Source organism: Butyricicoccus sp. AM32-19 (assembly GCF_003480365.1).
GTDB classification, from domain to species: domain Bacteria; phylum Bacillota; class Clostridia; order Oscillospirales; family Butyricicoccaceae; genus Agathobaculum; species Agathobaculum butyriciproducens.
Window position 1 is genome coordinate 45,106 of record NZ_QUIX01000005.1, and the last position, 16,851, is coordinate 61,956.

The 16,851-nt window shown below is 53.7% G+C and carries 15 protein-coding genes and 2 tRNA genes; 14 read left to right on the forward strand and 3 right to left on the reverse strand.

What is annotated here, in order from left to right; all coding sequences use genetic code 11:
- The first annotated feature begins 89 nt into the window (after nt 1-89).
- On the forward strand, nt 90-911 hold the full coding sequence (locus tag DW806_RS06070; RefSeq protein ID WP_118729440.1) for a substrate-binding periplasmic protein: 822 nt from the start codon (nt 90-92) through the stop codon (nt 909-911).
- The gene (locus DW806_RS06075; RefSeq protein WP_118729441.1) at nt 898-3,063 is read left to right on the forward strand and encodes an ATP-binding response regulator; all 2,166 of its coding nucleotides are present in this window, start codon (nt 898-900) and stop codon (nt 3,061-3,063) included. Before DW806_RS06070 ends, DW806_RS06075 begins: the two co-directional genes overlap by 14 nt.
- Nucleotides 3,064-3,436: 373 nt before the next feature.
- Here DW806_RS06075 and DW806_RS06080 read toward each other — a convergent pair whose 3' ends face one another.
- A complete protein-coding gene (locus DW806_RS06080; RefSeq protein WP_118729442.1) occupies nt 3,437-3,922 on the reverse strand; it encodes an RNA polymerase sigma factor in 486 nt (161 codons plus the stop codon).
- Nucleotides 3,923-4,156: 234 nt separating this feature from the next.
- Between DW806_RS06080 and DW806_RS06085 the strand changes: the two genes are divergently transcribed.
- The 3 genes from DW806_RS06085 (at nt 4,157) to DW806_RS06095 (ending at nt 6,653) form a co-directional block, all read left to right on the forward strand.
- Complete coding sequence (locus DW806_RS06085; protein ID WP_118729443.1) at nt 4,157-4,864, forward strand: LytR/AlgR family response regulator transcription factor; 708 nt, start codon at nt 4,157-4,159, stop codon at nt 4,862-4,864.
- On the forward strand, nt 4,861-6,165 hold the full coding sequence (locus DW806_RS06090; protein WP_118729444.1) for a sensor histidine kinase: 1,305 nt from the start codon (nt 4,861-4,863) through the stop codon (nt 6,163-6,165). Before DW806_RS06085 ends, DW806_RS06090 begins: the two co-directional genes overlap by 4 nt.
- A 188-nt stretch (nt 6,166-6,353) precedes the next feature.
- On the forward strand, nt 6,354-6,653 hold the full coding sequence (locus DW806_RS06095; RefSeq protein ID WP_147358085.1) for a hypothetical protein: 300 nt from the start codon (nt 6,354-6,356) through the stop codon (nt 6,651-6,653).
- A gap of 285 nt (nt 6,654-6,938) precedes the next feature.
- Here the strand turns inward: DW806_RS06095 and DW806_RS06100 are convergent.
- Nucleotides 6,939-7,024 (reverse strand) — tRNA-Leu (locus DW806_RS06100).
- Nucleotides 7,025-7,046: 22 nt separating this feature from the next.
- Nucleotides 7,047-7,131: transfer RNA gene (locus tag DW806_RS06105), tRNA-Leu, on the reverse strand.
- A gap of 202 nt (nt 7,132-7,333) precedes the next feature.
- On the opposite strand from DW806_RS06105, the gene DW806_RS06110 reads away from it, so the two are divergent.
- From DW806_RS06110 to glmS, 9 genes are all read left to right on the forward strand, one after another.
- Nucleotides 7,334-8,203, forward strand: coding sequence for a DMT family transporter (locus tag DW806_RS06110; RefSeq protein WP_256372134.1), 870 nt, complete (start codon nt 7,334-7,336; stop codon nt 8,201-8,203).
- A gap of 1 nt (nt 8,204) precedes the next feature.
- Nucleotides 8,205-8,720, forward strand: coding sequence for a M48 family metallopeptidase (locus tag DW806_RS06115; RefSeq protein ID WP_118729447.1), 516 nt, complete (start codon nt 8,205-8,207; stop codon nt 8,718-8,720).
- Nucleotides 8,721-8,741: 21 nt separating this feature from the next.
- On the forward strand, nt 8,742-9,605 hold the full coding sequence (locus DW806_RS06120) for a Cof-type HAD-IIB family hydrolase (RefSeq protein WP_158578307.1): 864 nt from the start codon (nt 8,742-8,744) through the stop codon (nt 9,603-9,605).
- 3 nt (nt 9,606-9,608) lie between these two features.
- A complete protein-coding gene (locus DW806_RS06125) occupies nt 9,609-10,571 on the forward strand; it encodes a carbohydrate kinase family protein (protein WP_118729449.1) in 963 nt (320 codons plus the stop codon).
- Nucleotides 10,572-10,720: 149 nt separating this feature from the next.
- The gene (ruvC, locus tag DW806_RS06130) at nt 10,721-11,218 is read left to right on the forward strand and encodes a crossover junction endodeoxyribonuclease RuvC (protein ID WP_337764176.1); all 498 of its coding nucleotides are present in this window, start codon (nt 10,721-10,723) and stop codon (nt 11,216-11,218) included.
- An 11-nt stretch (nt 11,219-11,229) separates the two neighbouring features.
- The gene (gene ruvA, locus DW806_RS06135) at nt 11,230-11,838 is read left to right on the forward strand and encodes a Holliday junction branch migration protein RuvA (RefSeq protein WP_118729450.1); all 609 of its coding nucleotides are present in this window, start codon (nt 11,230-11,232) and stop codon (nt 11,836-11,838) included.
- A 41-nt stretch (nt 11,839-11,879) separates the two neighbouring features.
- The gene (gene ruvB, locus DW806_RS06140; RefSeq protein WP_181967744.1) at nt 11,880-12,920 is read left to right on the forward strand and encodes a Holliday junction branch migration DNA helicase RuvB; all 1,041 of its coding nucleotides are present in this window, start codon (nt 11,880-11,882) and stop codon (nt 12,918-12,920) included.
- A 48-nt stretch (nt 12,921-12,968) separates the two neighbouring features.
- Nucleotides 12,969-14,321 (forward strand): phosphoglucosamine mutase, encoded by a 1,353-nt coding sequence (gene glmM / locus DW806_RS06145; protein WP_110436909.1) that lies wholly within the window; start codon nt 12,969-12,971, stop codon nt 14,319-14,321.
- 561 nt (nt 14,322-14,882) lie between these two features.
- The gene (gene glmS / locus DW806_RS06150; protein WP_110436908.1) at nt 14,883-16,721 is read left to right on the forward strand and encodes a glutamine--fructose-6-phosphate transaminase (isomerizing); all 1,839 of its coding nucleotides are present in this window, start codon (nt 14,883-14,885) and stop codon (nt 16,719-16,721) included.
- Nucleotides 16,722-16,851: the final 130 nt, after the last annotated feature.

Sequence of the window (16,851 nt, forward strand, 5' to 3'; positions counted from 1 at the left end):
AAAAATACTGGAATAAAATGTTATACTCTCTCTGGCATTCATAGATTTAAAATGGTATAATAAGGATAAAAAGCAAAGCAGGGGAAGCCATGAGACTCAAAAGACGGATTTTCGGTGTATTTGCGGCAGCGCTGGCAGGTGTGCTGTTGTGCGGATGTACGGCTGCCGAGGATATGCAGGAGCACCAGACGGAAACACCGATAACGATCAAGGTGGGCAGTGACAACTATCCGCCGTTTAATTATACCGATGAAAATGGCAATCCGGCGGGCATAGATGTGGATCTGGCTAAGGAATCCTTCGGACGGCTGGGGTATGCGGTATCCTTCGTCGGTATTGACTGGGAAGAAAAGAAGAAACTGGTTGAACATGGTGATATTGACTGTATCTGGGGATGCTTTTCCATTGATGGACGCGAGGATGAATACAACTGGACCGAACCGTATATGATCAGCCGCCAGGTGGTTGCGGTCAACCGCAGCAGCGATATTTACCGGCTGAGCGATCTGGAGGGCAGGACCATTGCCGTGCAGTCCACTACCAAGCCGGAAAGTATTTTCCTCGAGCGAACGGACAGCCGCATTCCGCTTGTGCGTGAAGTATACAGTCTGGAAGATCGCGAACTGCTCTACACCTCTCTCGGCAAGGGCTATGTGGATGCAATCGCGGCGCACGAAACCGCTATTCGGCAGTATATGAAGGATTATGATGTGGATTACCGTATTCTGGACGAAAGTATTCTCACGACAGGAATTGGTGTGGCGTTTGCAAAAAACGATGCGCGTGGACTGAACGAACAGCTTTCCCGGGTTTTCGAGGAAATGCGTGCAGACGGTACGACTCGAACGATCATAGGCAGGTATCTGTCCGATCCGGATAAATATTTGGAGGTGGACTGTGCTGCAGGTTAAAAAGGGCAAAGCCACGCGCCGGTACGAACGGATTGCGGCTGCAATCGGCGCCGTGCTGGTCATATTGGTCGGCTTTCGCACGGTGCGTGCGGAGAGCGCGCAGACACGGGAACAGCTCGGCAATACGATAGATTATGTGAAGGAGCAGTGCACGACCTATACACGCTACAATGCTGCGGCTGTTACCAAAAGTCTGATGCGTATCATGGACAACGCACAGCAGGTAAACCGCAATATCGGCTATGAGGGCTCGGCTGTAGATGAAGACCGGCTTCGGTTCTATGCGCAGGAACAGCGGCTGACCGGCATTATTCTGCTGGACACAGATGGAAGAGTGCAGTGCGAGTATAACGGTGATCTGCTGAATTTTCTAACACTGCAGGAGTATATAGAGCGGAATACAGTGCTCGATGTGGTCAGGTATCCGCAGAAGACCTATGCTTCTCGGATTGACCTGCCGGACGGCTCCTATGTGGATATTTCGGCGTACGGCCGTACAGATGTGCCCGGTGTGATCGTTGTATACTATCACACCACTGCGGAGTATGCACGCAATTATACGCTGACCATACAGGGCTTGCTTGCGGGCTATAATACCAAGGACGACGGTGTGATTGTGGTGACAAACGGCGACCGCATTATCGCGTCCAACGACGAAGAACTGGCTGATACCAAGGTGGAGGACAGCCGGATTCTGCAGCAGATCAAGTCAAAACTGTCGTCCGCCGCGGTCGGACATTTCAAGTGCGATGGCAATGCCTATTTCGGTGGTCTGGACCGCAGCCGCGACTACTATATCTACGCCTATGTATCCGACCGTATGGTAGCGACTGATATGGTCAAAAATATGATGGCGGCGCTGATCATCTATCTGGTCATGCTGACCGTGATTCAAATGTTCCGCAGGCGTTCCGCGCGGGAATATCTGGCCGAGCAGGACCGGCGCGAGCGGGAATTCCGCGGGCAACTGATGGAATCCGCCAAAAAGGCCGAGCAGGCCAACCGCGCTAAGACCGAGTTCCTGCAGCGCATGAGCCACGATATCCGCACGCCGATCAACGGCATTCGCGGTATGATTGAGATTGCGAATTACTACAAGGACGATCCGGACAAGCAAACCGAGTGCCGGAAGAAAATATGGGATGCCTCCGGTCTGCTGCTCGAGCTGGTAAATGAGGTGCTGGACATGGGCAAGCTGGAATCCGGCGAGATCATGCTGGAGGAACGCGAGTTTGACCTCAAGGAACTGCTGGACAGTGTTGGCGTGGTGGTGGATAAGCAGGCGCGGGAGCGGGGCATTACGATAATAACGGATGGCTATCCGGTTGAGCACCGCTGCCTGCTCGGCAGTCCGCTGCACCTGCGTCGGCTGCTGATGAATATCATCAGCAATGCGGTCAAGTACAACCACGCAGGGGGCGAAGTCAGGCTGGGATGCCGCGAAAAGCCGAGTGCGGATCCGGAGACTGCACAGATTGAATTCACCTGTGCGGATACCGGTATCGGCATGAGCGAGGAGTTTCAGAAGCACGTATTTGAGCCATTTGCACAGGAACGGAATTTTGCTCGATCGGAATATGGCGGTACCGGTCTGGGTATGCCGATTGCGAAAAGTCTGGCGGAGAAAATGGGCGGCACGCTGTCCTTTGTCAGCAGACAGGGCGTAGGCACGACGTTTACGCTGTCGCTGTCATTCCGCATCTGCCATGCACCGGAGAAGCAAAACAAGCCGAAACGTCTGCTGCAGACCAGTTCTATTGCCGGACTGCATGTGCTGGTTGCGGAAGATAACAGGATGAATATGGAGATTGCTGAGTTTGTACTCAATGTGGAAGAAGCCTCCATCATCAAGGCAGTGAATGGTGAGGAGGCGGTACGCATTTTTGCCGATTCCAGGCCCGGAGAAATTGATGCGATTTTAATGGATGTGATGATGCCGGTGATGGACGGTCTGGAAGCGACGCGGCGTATTCGCGCGATGAAGCGTCCGGATGCGAGAACCATTCCAATCATCGCCATGACAGCAAACGCTTTCGCAGAGGACCGTCAGCTTGCCTTTGCTGCGGGCATGGATATGCATATTGCAAAGCCGCTGGAAGGCTCGGAGATGGTGGAAACGCTAGAGCGGCTTGTCAAATCCTCGCGGAAATAGGAGCAGAAGCGCAAGAAGGATGATATATAAAGGGAAAGTCAGCCGAAAATGGCTGACTTGAGGCTGTCGAAAAACTCCGTTTTTCGAGCAGCCTCTCGATTGAAACCACGCTTTCAATCGAATCTTGACGAAAAACCGCGCCCTACGGGCACAATTTTTCGTCCCTTGTATAATTCCCGAGGTACACGCCCCCGGGAATTATGAATTTGCTGTGCAAATTCTATTTTATGCGTGCTGCCGCACGAAAAGTAAAAACGATAGATTGACTTTATCGACAGACTGAAGTCAGCCGGAAACGGCTGACTTTTCCTTTATCGTGCAGTTCTGCTGCCCGTATTATACACACAGCGGAACTATTCGGCAGGATGGGAGTTCACATCAGCCTTTCCTTCGCAAGCAGGTGAGCGTAATGCTGTCTGGCGCGGCTTAAGCGCGCACGGCTGGCCTCGTGACTGATATGCAGATATTCGGCAATGTCCACACAGTTCAGATTCAGCTGATACCGCAGATACAGAATCTCTTTATCCGTGCAGGATAATTCGTTCGGCAGCAGGTCGAGCATGGAAAGGAAAATCGGTTCGCAGCCAAGATTCTGAACGCTGTCCAGCGGCACCTGCACATACCGGCTCTGCCGTTTGTACTCATCAAGCGCGAGATTGGTCAGCACGGTGTGCAGCCAGCCGGGCAGATTCGGGTGCTGGCGCACCCGGTCAAAATGCGTCAGCAGGATGGTAAACGCCTCGTTTGTCAGCTCCTCTGCTGTAAACGGGTTATGTGCAATGCGGATGGCCGCATACAGCAGCCGCTTGTAATTCCGGTCGTATAATTGGGAAAACAGCTCCTTGTCCTGTGTCGTCATAGATCGTTCACCTGATTCCTATCGGGTTATGTTATGCACGATACCCGTTTTCAAGGGGAAAATCAATAGCGCGTTCCTGATTGGTCACTTTGCGTTCCCGCTCTGCAGCCGGACGTCCATCAATCTGCGGTATAATAGAAACGGGGCAGCAGGAGACAGAACGCTTTGTGAAATATTGTCTGCTGTGCTGCTTTATGGTATAGTTAGTTCAGAACACAACAGGGAGGAGCACTCATGCGCATTATACTGTGCGATGACGATACCGCATTCACGCAGATCTTTGAAAAACGCCTGCTGACCGTTTTCAAAAAATACGGAATCACACCGGAGATCGTGTCCGCGCACACGGGCGTGGAAGCCTTGCGCGAGATTACATGCAGGCCGACGGATGTGCTGTTTTTAGACATTGATATGCCTGAAAAAGACGGCTTTTCGGTCGCGGAAGAGCTGTCAGCCATGCCGTCGAAGCCTCTTATCATTTTCCTGTCCGGCATGGAAGATCTGGTGTATCAGTCGTTTGCGTTTCAGCCGTTCTGGTTTCTCCGCAAAACGCATCTGGAGGAGCTGCCGCAGGTAACCGAGAAAATGCTGCAGCTTCTCAACAGCCGTCAGATTCACTACACGGTTACGATGAACGGCAGCAGCACCCGCATTCCAATCACGGAGATTGTGTATTTTGAGAGCCAGGGACATTATATCGTTGTACATTACAATGAGAAATCCCTGCGGTTCAAGGCACGTATGAGCGATATCGAAACGGCACTCAGCAAATACTTTTTCGTGCGCTGCCACGTTGGCTATCTGCTGAACTGCCGGTTTGTTCAAATCTGCAGCCGGACAAGCGTCACCTTGACGGACGGGACGGTCCTGCCGGTCAGCCGCGCCAAAGCAGAGGAAACACAGACCGCCTTCATGGCGTATATGAGGAGCCTGCGCCCATGAATTTCTGGTTTGAGATGGCAGTCAATGCCGTGGAAGTAACGCTGATTCTCAGTTTTCTGGTGCAGTATTTCGGATATAAGACGGAAACCTCAGCGAAATACTGGGGAACCGCATTGATATGGATTCTCTCGTTTTGCATTGTAGCGTTTTTCTCGTGGACACATTTGTATGAAAATTATGCAAGCTCATTGCAGATTCTGGTCAATATTCTATTTTGCGTTACCCTATTAAGGGGTAATATTTTCCAAAAAATATTCGTGTCCGCGTTTACTATGGGTCTGGTGGCCATTACGGCAACGCTTACAACACTGCTGGTGGCCAAGCTGTCCGGTAATCAGGTGGCGTTTCTGTTGAGTCATTTCAGCGGGATTCGCGTTACGTCCATCTGCCTGACCAAGCTGTTGTTTTTTGTTATCACGCGGATTATTCTGCGTATCAAGGAAAGCGGAAAGCTAAAAGGGATGGACGTTATCGCACTGGTAATCGTACCGATGCTGTCCGACCTGGCTATTACATTGATGATGTATGCGGCGATACAGGAACCGAGCATTCAGACGATTGTTCTGTATGCCGTAGGTATTGTATTGATACTGAATATCGTTGTCTACTTTTTGTTTATCCGTTTGGGCAAAGCCGGAAAAATCAAAACCGAAATGGCGCTGCTCGCGCTGCAGAACGAATGTCTGCAGGAAAACGCCAAGGACATTGAGAATATGTATGACACGGTTCGTGCGCTGCGGCATGACCTCAAAAATCACCTGCTCTGCATTTTATCCATGGCGGAAGAACGGGATGTCGAGGGTATCAAGCAGTACACAGGGCAGCTTCTGCAGCAGCAGAATACCGTCAACAAGCTGATCATGTTTTCGGGCAGCAAGGTGCTGGATGCGATTATCAACAGCAAAAGCGCAGCCGCGGAACGGGCAGGCGTTCGGCTGAGTGCTATTATCACAACCCCGCTGGCGGGTATTTCGCCGGAGGATATTACCATCATCCTCGGCAATGCGCTGGACAACGCGATTCGTGCCGCAAAAGACAGTCAGCGCAAGGTGGTGGATATTCATATTCAGCCGCAGGGAGCATACAGCTCGATTGTGATTGCCAATGATATCGCACATCCGGTGCTGTCGGACAATCCGGCACTGCGTACCACGAAAAATATCCGGTATCGCCACGGCTTCGGCATTCAGAATATGCGGCAGGCGGTAGAACGCAATCAGGGACTGATTCGGTTTTACGAGCAGAACGACCGGTTCATCTGCGATATTTTGCTCCTTAACGTGCAAAGCAGGAACGAATAACGACTAAGCAGGAATAGCCGGTTGCAATTTCGGTGAAAAGCAGTTATCTTACAGATAGACCATGATAAATGCAATGTACATGGGTTATCTGCTGAGATAACTGCTTTTTTGAGGTGAGTCCGATGGTATGTTGAAATGAAAACCGGTAAGGTATGGATAGTAATTAGAGGGCAAACAGGGAGGGTTAAATGATGAACAGATTTCGAAAAATACTGAGCGCCGCGCTGGCAAGCTGCATGGCGGTCTCTGCGCTGATGATGAGCGCCGGTGCGGCGAATATCGGCACAGAAGCCGCACGCGAGAAGGCCATTTACGGCAGTCAAGCGTGGACGGTGAACGGTGCGGTAACCATTCAGCACAGCGACGGCACAGTAGAGCCGGTACCGGAGTTCTCGGCGCTGTATCCCGGGTGGACAGTGCCGAAGCAAGCGGCTTCGGTATCGAGTACGGCGCTGGCTGAGGTGGCTGAGGAGGCAGGGCGTAATTGAAAATGTGGGAAAGAGCTGAAATCTTTGGGTTTCAGCTCTTTGGGTGATGCGGAAATTGTGCTTTTGCTGCTGATTGGTAGCATATGTCCTGAAACAATATCCTGTCATCCTAAAACTCGTTAAAAAGGTGCTGAACCTGCACTAAAATCAGCACTAAAATGAAGCGCCGCGATTTTGGTAGACAGCAGTGGTAGACACTGGTTTTTCACGAATTACATCACAAAACTAAACACCGTAAAAAGTACAGAAAAAGAGCTTCAAACATAAGTTTGAAGCTCTTTAACTTGGTGCGGATGGGGGGACTTGAACCCCCACGTCCTTGCGAACACTAGCACCTGAAGCTAGCGCGTCTGCCATTCCGCCACATCCGCATATTTGGTTGTTGAAAGAAGGTGGTGCGAGTGACGGGACTTGAACCCGTACGTCGATCGACACACGCCCCTCAAACGTGCCTGTCTACCAGTTCCAGCACACTCGCATTCTGTTCTCATCGAGTCGCCTCACTGTCAGCGACAAGAATTATTATATCCATGTGGACACCAAATGTCAACACCTTTTTTCAAATTTTTTTGAAAAATTTCAAAACGCGAAAAACAGACGATTTCTCTGCCACGCGGAACAGTTTGTGTGTTACAATAGAAGCAGTCAGAAAATTCACAACAAAAAGGAGGAAGACTTCAGTGCTTTCTAAAAAAAGTAAGGCAATCGGTTTTATCATTATGTCCGCGTTCGGTTTTGCGATGATGGCGGCATTCATACGTCTGGCGGGTGATCTGCCGTTCACGCAGAAAACCTTTTTCCGCAACTTGGTCGCGGTGGCAGTGGCCGCCGTGGTGCTGTGCCGCGAAAAGGTTGGTTTTAAGTGGGAAAAGGGCAACCTGCCGCTGCTCATCATACGCGCAACCTGCGGCACACTCGGCATTTTCTGCAATTACTACGCTATTGACCATCTTGTACTGGCAGATGCAAACATTCTTAATAAAATGTCGCCGTTTTTCGCTATCATCTTTTCGCTCATTCTGCTGAAGGAGCGGGCCAGCGTATTTCAGTACGCGGCGGTGCTTGCGGCATTCGGCAGCAGCATGCTGATTATCAAGCCGGGTTTTTCCTCGGCAACCTTCCCGGCAATTATCGGCCTGCTGGGCGGCATGGGTGCAGGCGCGGCCTACACCTGTGTACGCGCACTCAGCCGGAAGGGCGAAAAGAGCGCCCGCATCGTGTTCTTCTTCTCGATGTTCTCCACGCTGGTATGCGTGCCGTTTATGATCACGGACTACCACCCAATGACATGGGGACAGTTCTTCTGCCTGATCGGCGCAGGTGCGTCAGCCGCTTTGGGACAGTTCGGCGTAACGCTCGCGTATGCCAACGCACCGGCCAAGGAGATTTCGGTGTTCGACTATACGCAGGTCATCTTCTCGGCTGTCCTCGGCTTTTTCCTGTTCGGCCAACTGCCGGACGGTTGGAGCGTCCTCGGCTATCTGCTGATCTGCGGCATTTCGGTCGCGGTGTTCTTCTACAACCGCAATCTGGAGCGCAAGGGACAGTGATATGATCGAATATGAGCTGGTTCGCTCCAAACGCAAGACGCTTGCTGTGCAGGTAACGCGCGAAGGCCGTGTAATCGTTCGTGCGCCGCTGCGGCTGGCAAAATACCGCATTGAACGGTTTGTCGCGGAGCATGCGGACTGGATAGTCCGCGCACTTGCCGATCAGCAGTCCCGCCGTGCGGCACATCCGGAGCCGGATGAGGCCGGGCAGGCTGAGCTTATCCGCCGAGCGAAAATAGAGCTACCGCCCAAGGTACAGTATTACGCAAAACTGATGAACCTGTACCCGACCGGACTGAAGATCACCTCAGCGAGAACACGGTTCGGCTCGTGCAGCGGCAAAAACAGTATTTGCTTCTCATGGCGGCTGATGGACTATCCCAAACCCGCTATCGACTATGTGGTGGTGCATGAACTGGCGCACATTGCACATAAAAACCATGGACCGCAGTTCTGGGCGCTGGTGGAGCGCTATTTACCCGATTATCGTGCGCGGCGTGCCATGCTGCGCGAATGAGAACAGGAAACGAGTATGAATATGACGAATCAATACAAAATTCTGGCATTGGATTTAGATGGAACGCTGCTGGATGCGCAGAGCCGCATCACGCCGGAGAACGCCCGCGCGGTACGCATGGCGCAGCAGGCGGGCGTGCAGATTGTGCTGTGCACCGGCCGCAATGTGCGCGAGGTACGCCGCTTCAGCGAACAGCTGGAAGCCGCACCAGACTGGCTCGTCACCGCAAACGGCGCGGCAGTGCAGCATCCGGACGACAGGGAACCGGCGTTTTTCGACGGTCTGAGCACAGAAATGGTGGACATTATTCTGGACGAGTGCGCCGCCATTGACACCGACCCATGCCTGTATACCACACAGGATTTGTACTACGGACATGCCTTCCGGCATTTTCTCGAGAATCTGCAGCGACGCGGACGGGTTGTCATGGACGAAGCCGACGAGGGCTATCATTTTGTCGAGGACGGGAATGCGTGGCGCGAGGTGCTCGCGCGCGAGCCGCGCCCGTTCACCAAGGCGATTCTTTATCACGATGACCCGAATGCGATCGCGCCGCTGACAGCTGCACTCGATAAATACGGCATTTTCGAGCTGGCACCGTCCGTCATGTATGGCGGAGAGCTGCGCAATGTCGAGGTCAACCGCGTGGGTGTGCACAAGGGACGCGGACTGGAATGGCTGGCGCATCACCTCGGCTGCACGCTGGCCAACGTCATCGCTATCGGTGACAGTGAAAACGATCTGACCATGCTGCAGATGGCGGGACTGGGCGTCGCCATGGCAAACAGCGAGCCGTGCATCTGCGAAGCAGCGGACGTTATCACCGGCAGCAATATGGAAAACGGTGTCGCACAGGCGATTTACCGACATATTCTGGGGGAATGAACGATGAAAAAAGTAGTGGCAATCGGCGAACTGCTCATTGATTTCGTACCGCAGCAGCGCGGCTGTGCACTTGATGAGGTCGTGCAGTTTGAGCGTGTCGCGGGCGGTGCGCCGGCCAATGTTGCAACCGCAGTGGCGCGTCTCGGCGGCAGAGCGCAGATGATTTCACAGGTGGGAGAGGACGCATTCGGTACGCACATTCTCAAAACGCTGCGCGCAAACGGCGTGGATACCTCGAGTGTGTTCCGCACCGAACGGGCGAATACTGCGCTGGCGTTTGTTTCACTTGATAAGAACGGCAACCGCGAGTTTTCCTTCTACCGCAATCCCTCGGCAGACCTGTTTCTCGATGAAGCACAGATCACGCCGGATATTTTCGCGGACTGTGCCGCGCTGCACTTCTGCTCGGTCGATCTGGTGGATGCACCTGTCAAGCAGGCACATCGCAAGGCCATCCGGCTGGCAAAGGACGCAGGCGCGTTTCTCTCGTTCGACCCGAACGTGCGCCTGCCGCTGTGGGACAGCCCGGAAAGCTGTCAGGCAGCAATTCGTGAATTTCTGCCGTGTGCAGACCTCGTGAAGCTGTCGGATGATGAAGTTGAATTCTGCACCGGCTGCAAAACCGAGAGGGAAGCGGCAGAACTTCTGTTTTCGCAGGGCTGCAGGCTGCTGCTTGTGACACGCGGCGCGGACGGCGCGGCAGTCTACACGCCGAACGCGAGCGCCGAGACCGAAGCACTGCCGGTGACGGTCGCGGATACCACCGGAGCAGGCGATTCGTTCATCGGGTCGTTCCTGTATCAGCTTACCCGTGACGGTGTGACAGCGGAAACGCTCGCTGACATCCCGCAGGAAAAGTTCGCGGATTATCTGACATTTTCGTCCGAATGCTCGGCGTATACCGTGCAGCATAAGGGCGCGGTTATGCCAACAGAAGAAGAATTGAAAATGGAAAATGGAGAATGAATGTGTCCGCCCACAGGGCGGCAATTCAATAACACGCTTTGCGCGTAACCGCAGTTCTTAATTCGCCATTCTCAATTTTTCATTCACCTGCCACTAAAATTTATTGCACAATGTGTGCAAACGTGGTATAATTTTGAGGTTATAAAGAAATGATAACGATTCTTGGCATCGACCCGGGCTATGGCACGATTGGCTACGGCGTGGTGCGGTTCGATAATATGAAATTTACGCCGGTGCAGTACGGTGCGGCAAAAACCGCTCCCGGAATACCAATGCACCTGCGCTTATGTGAGATTTACGATGATATCTGTACGCTGGTGGACACATTTCACCCGGACGAGGTGGCAATCGAGGAGCTTTTCTTCTCGAAAAACGTCACAACCGGCATTCAGGTTGCGCAGGCGCGCGGTGTAATTCTGCTGGCGCTGGCCCAGAAGGGACTGCATCCGGTATCCTATACACCAAATCAGGTGAAGCTGTCCGTTGTCGGCTATGGCGGCGCGGAGAAAAAACAGGTGATGGAAATGACAAAAAGCATTCTCCATCTCACCAAGCTGCCGCGTCCGGACGATGCCGCGGATGCGCTTGCGCTGGCCATCTGCCACGGGCATTCCCGGCAGGCCATGCGCTATGAAGGCTTATTATGAGGTTTAAATAGATGTTTTATTATGTAGACGGCACGGTTTCCGTGCTCCAGCAGGGGCTTGTGGTGATCGACTGCGGCGGTGTAGGCTATGCCTGCCACGCTTCGCAGAACACCATCGGCAAGCTGAAAACCGGCGAAAAAGCGCGTCTGCTGACCTGGCTCAATGTCCGTGAGGGCGTGTTTGAGCTGTACGGTTTTATCGACGAGGAGGAGAAATCCTGCTTCCTGATGCTGACCAGCGTTAACGGTGTTGGCCCGAAGGCGGCGCTGTCCATCCTGTCGGTCGCACCGCCGGACAGACTGGCGCTCAGCATCATCACCGGCGATGAAAAAATGCTCATGCAGGCGCCGGGCATCGGCAAGAAGATCGCACAGCGCATTGTACTCGAGCTGCGCGACAAGATGAGCAAGGAGCAGCTGGAGACCGCATCTGCAGCGTCTCCGGCGGCGGCAGCCGCCGTTTCCGGCGGTGTCAACCACACGCAGGAGGCAGTCGCGGCGCTTATGGTGCTCGGCTATACGCAGGCAGAGGCGCTGCACGCGATGGAGGGTCTGGATGCTGCCGGCATGGAGGCGGACGAGATCATCCGTCAGTGCTTGAAAAAGCTGGTCAAGTCCTGATTTTGGACGATAAAAGCCTGATCAAGTAGGAGAGTGTACCTTTGAGTATTGAATTTTCCGGCGGCATGACGGATGATGAGCGCATCATCTCCACCCGCCAGCTCAGCGAGGACGAGACCGAGAATTCGCTCCGTCCGAAATCCATGGCGGACTATATCGGTCAGAAAAAAGCCAAGGAAAACCTGAGCATTTACATACAGGCCGCGAAAATGCGCGGTGAATCGCTCGACCATACGCTGCTGTACGGTCCGCCGGGTCTGGGCAAGACCACACTCGCGGGCATCATTGCCGCAGAAATGGGCGTGAATATCCGTGTTACGAGTGGTCCGGCGATCGAAAAAGCGGGAGATTTGGCGGCTTTATTGACAAATCTCTCAGAGAATGATATTTTGTTTATTGACGAGATCCATCGTCTCGACCGTGCGGTAGAGGAGATTCTCTATCCTGCGATGGAGGACTATGCACTCGATATCATCATCGGCAAGGGGCCTTCGGCGCGCTCGATCCGTATCGACCTGCCGAAATTTACGCTCATCGGCGCGACTACGCGTGCCGGTCAGATGACGAGCCCGCTGCGCGACCGCTTCGGCGTCATGCTCCGTCTGGAGCTGTATTCGCCGGAGGAGCTGTGCGGCATTGTTGAACGCTCGGCAGGCATTCTTAATGTACCGTGCGAGCACGAGGGCGCATTCGAGATTGCGCGGCGCAGCCGTGGTACGCCGCGAATCGCCAACCGGCTTCTGCGCCGTGTGCGAGACTTCGCACAGGTAATCGGCACCGGTACGATTGACAGAAAAAGTGCCGACATTGCGCTTCGCGCACTCGAGATTGATGAGTTAGGTCTGGATAACGTAGACCGCAGAATGCTCAAAAGCATTATCCAGAACTACGGCGGCGGTCCAGTCGGACTGGACACGCTGGCCGCGACCATCGGCGAAGAAGCAATCACCTTGGAAGATGTTTATGAGCCGTATCTCATGCAGATCGGCTTTCTCAGCCGCACGCCGCGCGGACGCTGCGTGACGCTGCAGGCTTACCGTCATTTAAATCTGGAACCGGCGGACGGACAGCAAATGCTGTAATGCAATCGTTTCCCCGCCTTTATCATACAAGAAAGTTAGGTGTTTCATTTGGGTAGATATTTTGGAACAGACGGCGTTCGCGGTGTAGCGAACTCGGAACTTGATGCACTGCTGGCATTCAAGATCGGCGCGGCAGCGGCATACGCACTTACGCAGGAGTCTGCACACGGCCGCAAGGCGAAGCTGCTGATCGGCAAGGACACCCGCGTATCCTCGGATATGCTGGAGAACGCGCTCGTCGCGGGCATCTGCTCGGTTGGCGCGGATGTAGAGCTGCTCGGCGTTATCCCGACGCCGGCGGTCGCTTTCCTCACCATCAAGCATAAGGCAGATGCGGGTATTGTCATTTCCGCAAGCCACAACTCCTTTGAGTACAACGGCATCAAGATTTTTGCAGGCAACGGCTACAAGCTGCCGGACGAAACCGAGGCAAGAATTGAGGACCTGATCGACGATTTCGAGTCTATTCCGAAGATGACCCACGAGAAGATCGGCCGTGTACTCAAAAGCGAGATCGATCCGGTAGTCGAGTACACCGACCACCTTGCAGATACCATCAAGGGCGACCTGTCCGGTCTGCGCGTGGCGGTGGACTGTGCAAACGGCTCCTCCTCCACGACGGTGGAGCGCCTTATGCGTCTGGTCGAGTGCAAGGCGGAAATTCGCTTCTATGAGCCGGACGGCATCAACATCAACGATAACTGCGGCTCCACCCATCTCGGTCAGCTGAAGGAGCGTGTCCGCTCAGGCAATTTTGATCTTGGCGTTGCCTTTGACGGCGATGCTGACCGCTGCCTGATCGTAGACGAGACCGGCGAGGAGCTGGACGGCGACCGCATTATGGCAGTCTGCGCGGCGCACATGAAGAAGGAAGGCAAGCTGCGCGGCGGCGCATTTGTTGCCACCATTTTGTCCAACATGGGTCTGCACGCCTACGCCGATAAGAACGGCATGAAGATCGAGTGCTCCAATGTAGGTGACCGCTATGTGCTCGAAATGATGCTCAAGAAGGGCTACATTCTGGGCGGCGAGCAGTCCGGACACGTTATTTTTCTTGAGTATGCGTCCACCGGTGATGGTGAGCTGACTGCACTGCAGTTTATGTCTATCCTCAAGGCGAGCGGCAAGAAGTGCTCGGAGATCGCAGCTGAGGTTGAGCCGTGGCCGCAGCTGATGATCAATGTCAAGGTGCCGAACGATAAGAAGGCTACCCTGCAGCAGCTGCCCGAGGTCAAGGCGGCTATCGATGCGGCTTCCGCAGAGCTGGGCAATAACGGCCGAATCCTGGTTCGCCCGTCCGGTACGGAGGCGCTTGTGCGCGTCATGGTAGAGGGCACGAACAGTGAGCAGGTAGATACTTTGGCAAAAAAGGTTGCCAAAGTCATCGAGTCTGTTGTATAATATAAAAGAGCCAACGGGAGTGGGTGTGGTTTGCACACCCACTTTCTTCATTCTGAATAGGGAGGTGGGAGCATTTGCGCACAATTCCATAACATGCTAAGCGCCAGAACTGCGGTGCAGCCGGTATCGCAGTTGACGAGGAAAGGGTTAATCGAAAGTATTCGGCGGGTGCCCTTCGGTCACAAGTGGGTTGATCGTCAGCAGGCTGTTAAAACATACGGGCGACCGTATCGACAGAGCAGTTATGCGTAACGCACTATTTTTATACCCAAAATTAGAAATTCACCGCATATATTGAGGTAAGGCAATACGGAATAATTAAACAAGAGCGATTTGTGAGAGAGTTTTACGGACCAATAAGGCGTGTTTGGCGGTAATGCTTGATGTATTATCGTAAAATCGCAACGCAGTCAGGACGTAAAATCTTCACAAAGCGGCGCGGCAGCGCGACCGGAGTTCGTGCAAGAAGCCGCAGCTTTCATTGTTCCGTGCTGCCTAAGGCTCATACTGAAATGTTGCGGAAGATATGTTATATTTACCGTTGCAAAGGAGTATTATTTTATGTGTGGAATCGTTGGATTCACCGGACGCGAGAACGCGCTTCCGATTCTCATCAAGGGTCTGTACAGTCTGGAATACCGTGGCTATGACTCTGCCGGTGTGGCTGCCTTCACGAAGGACGGTCTGCGCGTTGTCAAGGCGCGCGGCCGCATTGCAAACCTTGAGGAGAAGATCAAGGAGGAAGGCGGCGACATGTACTGCACCTGCGGTATCGGTCACACCCGCTGGGCAACGCACGGTGAGCCGTCCGACCGCAACTCACATCCGCATCTGGGCGGCAAGGGCAAGGTAGCAGTTGTACACAACGGCATTATCGAGAACTACAAGGAGCTGCGTGAGCGTCTGGAGGCACACGGCTACGAGTTTAAGTCCGAGACCGATACGGAGACTGTCGCGCACCTCGTGGACTATCTGCACACCGGCAAGCAGGAGGATCTGGCAAAGACCGTTCTGCAGGCCGTGCAGCGTCTGCGCGGCTCTTACGCACTGGGCGTAGTCTCGATGGATAACACGCAGGAGATTGTTGCTGCACGCCGCGGCAACCCGCTGGTTATCGGTATCGGTGAGGGCGAGAACATGATCGCATCCGATATTACCGCTATTATCAATCGCACCAAGCGTTACATTATTCTGGATGATAACGAGGTTGCAATCGTTCGCCCGGACAGCGTAGTTGTCATGAACGAGTTCGGCGATACGGTAGAGAAGGAAATCATGACCGTAACGTGGGATATGTCCGCAGCGGAAAAGGGCGGCTACCAGCACTTTATGCTCAAGGAGATCATGGAGCAGCCCAAGGCAGTTGCCGATACGGTTAAGCCGCGTATCAAAAACGATGCGGTTGTATTCGAGGACAACGGTCTGACCGACGAGCGTCTGCGTGAGATCGAGCATATCCATATCATCGGCTGCGGCTCTGCACTGCACGCAGGCATGGTCGGCAAGCGCGTGATTGAGGCGATGTGCCGCATTCGCTGCACGGCAGAGGTTGCCAGCGAGTTCCGTTATGAGAACCCGATCATCGGTAAAAAGGATATGTGCATCGTTATCAGCCAGTCCGGCGAGACGGCGGATACGCTGGCTGCCATGCGTCTGGCCAAGCAGGCAGGTGCGTTCACGATTGCGATCGTAAACGTCGTTTCCTCGACGATTGCGCGCGAAGCAGACGGTGTGCTGTATACCTGGGCCGGCCCGGAGATTTCGGTCGCCACCACCAAGGCGTACTCCGCGCAGCTCTCCGCGCTGTATCTCATCTCGGTTAAGATCGCGCGTGTGCGCGGCCTCATCTCCATCGGTGACGAGCGTGCGCTCTGCGCTGAGCTCCAGCGCCTGCCGGAGTGCATCGAGCAGACCCTGAAATGCCAGTCGGATATGCAGCGTATCGCTACGCTGTATGCAAACCGCTCGAGCGTGTTCTTCCTTGGCCGCGGGCTGGACTATGCCGCCGCGCTCGAGGCTTCGCTCAAGCTGAAGGAAATTTCCTATATTCATTCGGAGGCGTACGCTGCCGGTGAGCTTAAGCACGGCACCATTTCTCTGATCGAGGAGGGTACTCTGGTTGTTGCTCTGGCAACGCAGCCGGCACTGTTTGAGAAAACAGTCTCCAATATCCGTGAGGTTGTAGCGCGCGGCGCAAGCGTCGTGCTCGTCACCACGGACGATTTCACCGGGGATGAGTCGGTCTGCCAGCACATCGTGCGCCTGCCGAAGTGCCTGTATGAATTTTCCGCTTCGCTTTCGATTATTCCGATGCAGCTTTTGGCATACTATATCGCAGTGGAGCGCAACTGTGATGTCGATAAGCCGCGCAACCTGGCAAAGTCGGTAACTGTAGAGTAAAACGTCAACAATATTGTCATAATTACACAAAAATAGAAGCGTGTTTTTGTGTGATATAGGTAAAGATGACAATCGTTTCTTGACATTTCCAATTCTACCGCGTATAATAGCTATTGACATGAGAAATGAT

Bases quoted from the DNA above. Each gene is read 5' to 3' on its own strand.
- DW806_RS06085 (WP_118729443.1), top strand. From the start codon at position 4,157: ATGCGCATTATACTGTGCGATGACGATACCGCATTCACGCAGATCTTT.
- DW806_RS06080 (WP_118729442.1), bottom strand. From the start codon at position 3,922: ATGACGACACAGGACAAGGAGCTGTTTTCCCAATTATACGACCGGAAT.
- DW806_RS06115 (WP_118729447.1), top strand. From the start codon at position 8,205: ATGATCGAATATGAGCTGGTTCGCTCCAAACGCAAGACGCTTGCTGTG.
- DW806_RS06095 (WP_147358085.1), top strand. From the start codon at position 6,354: ATGATGAACAGATTTCGAAAAATACTGAGCGCCGCGCTGGCAAGCTGC.
- ruvA (WP_118729450.1), top strand. From the start codon at position 11,230: ATGTTTTATTATGTAGACGGCACGGTTTCCGTGCTCCAGCAGGGGCTT.
- DW806_RS06125 (WP_118729449.1), top strand. From the start codon at position 9,609: ATGAAAAAAGTAGTGGCAATCGGCGAACTGCTCATTGATTTCGTACCG.
- ruvC (WP_337764176.1), top strand. From the start codon at position 10,721: ATGATAACGATTCTTGGCATCGACCCGGGCTATGGCACGATTGGCTAC.
- DW806_RS06090 (WP_118729444.1), top strand. From the start codon at position 4,861: ATGAATTTCTGGTTTGAGATGGCAGTCAATGCCGTGGAAGTAACGCTG.
- DW806_RS06120 (WP_158578307.1), top strand. From the start codon at position 8,742: ATGACGAATCAATACAAAATTCTGGCATTGGATTTAGATGGAACGCTG.
- glmS (WP_110436908.1), top strand. From the start codon at position 14,883: ATGTGTGGAATCGTTGGATTCACCGGACGCGAGAACGCGCTTCCGATT.
- DW806_RS06070 (WP_118729440.1), top strand. From the start codon at position 90: ATGAGACTCAAAAGACGGATTTTCGGTGTATTTGCGGCAGCGCTGGCA.